3 protein-coding genes are annotated in these 1,605 nt (G+C 46.5%); all 3 read right to left on the bottom strand.

All coding sequences use genetic code 11. The features are described from left to right. Positions 1–218, bottom strand: a 218-nt coding sequence (locus tag EOJ37_RS14145; RefSeq protein ID WP_155522514.1) for a hemagglutinin repeat-containing protein, incomplete at its 3' end; no start/stop codon positions are given. A 149-nt stretch (positions 219–367) separates the two neighbouring features. After that, on the bottom strand, positions 368–736 hold the full coding sequence (locus EOJ37_RS14150; RefSeq protein WP_206194077.1) for a hypothetical protein: 369 nt from the start codon (positions 734–736) through the stop codon (positions 368–370). Next, positions 736–1,605, bottom strand: an 870-nt coding sequence (locus tag EOJ37_RS14155; protein WP_240651730.1) for a deaminase domain-containing protein, incomplete at its 5' end; no start/stop codon positions are given. The genes EOJ37_RS14150 and EOJ37_RS14155, both read right to left, overlap by 1 nt.

Here is a 1,605-nt window from a genome sequence, read left to right on the forward strand (position 1 = left end):
TGCGCAGTGGTGCGCTGCATCGATTTGCCCACGGTGAAGCCGATGCCGCCACTGCTCATCAACCCCGATTTGGGGTGGAACTCGCTCTGCTGCTGTTCCGCTGCCACGATGTTCAGGTTCTGTGCCGCATCCAGGCGCAGAGTGTTGTCTGCCACCACCGCGCTGCCGCTGACGGTGACGTTGTTGCCTTTCACCGCGACCGTGTTACCCGACAGCATTGAGCCTATCGCCAGCCCCTGTTCATTAGCCGGTTCTGCATGATGCAGAGTCGGCTAATCGCGTCAATGTGAGTTGGCCGTGCTATTACAGACCGGCGGCTCTTAAGGCATAAAAGCAAAAATCCCGGCCAATTGGCCGGGGTTAGCTATTACAGCAATTTTAATAACTTCATATCACGAAGAAGTTCTTTACGTTCTTCTTCTCCAATATCTTGAATTAATTCATCAAGAGGATGTTCAGAGAAGATCTTATTTATTTCATTTCTATGATAAGCCTCAACATTTTCAGGACCACGAGCTGCCATAAGAATTAAATGAACCACTTCTAGCATTAACCGTTCTACAGGAAGTTGATAGACACCCTCATATTGGTACGACGCGTACCCCATGCCGTCATCACTTTTTGGCAATCCTGATGAACCTCTAGCAATATTATTCAATTTCACACGACAACCTTCGTAACAACATTCCAAAAATGAACTCCTAATTTCATAGTAATCAATGCGCTCATCACTCATCATTTTTTCCTCGGCGTTAGTAATACACCGTTATTATCCAATACATTCACTTGAATATTAGGATATTTTTGCTGAAACTGATCCACCACACCCAAGCAACTCGCACAGGCTGGACGCTCAGTAAGAATTGTTATATTACCCTTAGCGGACGTATTGCTACCTAACAGATCTGCTAAGTTATCAAGAATTTTATATTCAGAGTCAGTATTTCTCTCAACAAGTCTTCCATCACTAGCTTTCAAGGTCTGATAGGTGAAGTTTTGACCACCATCACCAATAAACCCTTTATTTTCCTCACTAATTCGACTATGTGCCGCCATGGTTTTAGGCATACCTTCAATATCAATTTGTGCCACAGCAGCATTACCAGAGTTTTTTATCTTTGAAGACAATCCAGAGCGCAGATCGGTAATTTGCTGTTTCATCGCAACACTTTGTTGGATAGCCTTTTCACTTTCCAGATAGCTCTTCCAACCCACGTTACCCGACTCACCGGATTGCTGTAAAACAACCTTCTGACCCAACTGGCTTATCTTACTCGCTGCCGCATACCCCAACACCGGCGACAGTGACGCCGCCACAGTCTTCATCCCATCATAGGTTGAGACATACTGCTCTGCCGTGGCTTTATCTAAGCCAAAGTGATCCATCGCATAGTTCACCATCGCATCCTTCACCTGCTGCTGATTCTGGGCATCAACGCTGGTGATATTCAGCAGATCCACTATCTGACCGTAAGCATCCGCATATTGCTGGCTGGCTTTCGAGTTGTAGTTGCCGAGGTTCTCATAGCCCTCTTTGGCTGCTATCACCTCCAGTCTAGCTTGCGCACAGGCTGCACTGGCGGCACCTCCATTGCTACAGGCATC

It is taken from the genome of Serratia microhaemolytica (assembly GCF_004011885.1).
GTDB lineage: Bacteria > Pseudomonadota > Gammaproteobacteria > Enterobacterales > Enterobacteriaceae > Serratia_G > Serratia_G microhaemolytica.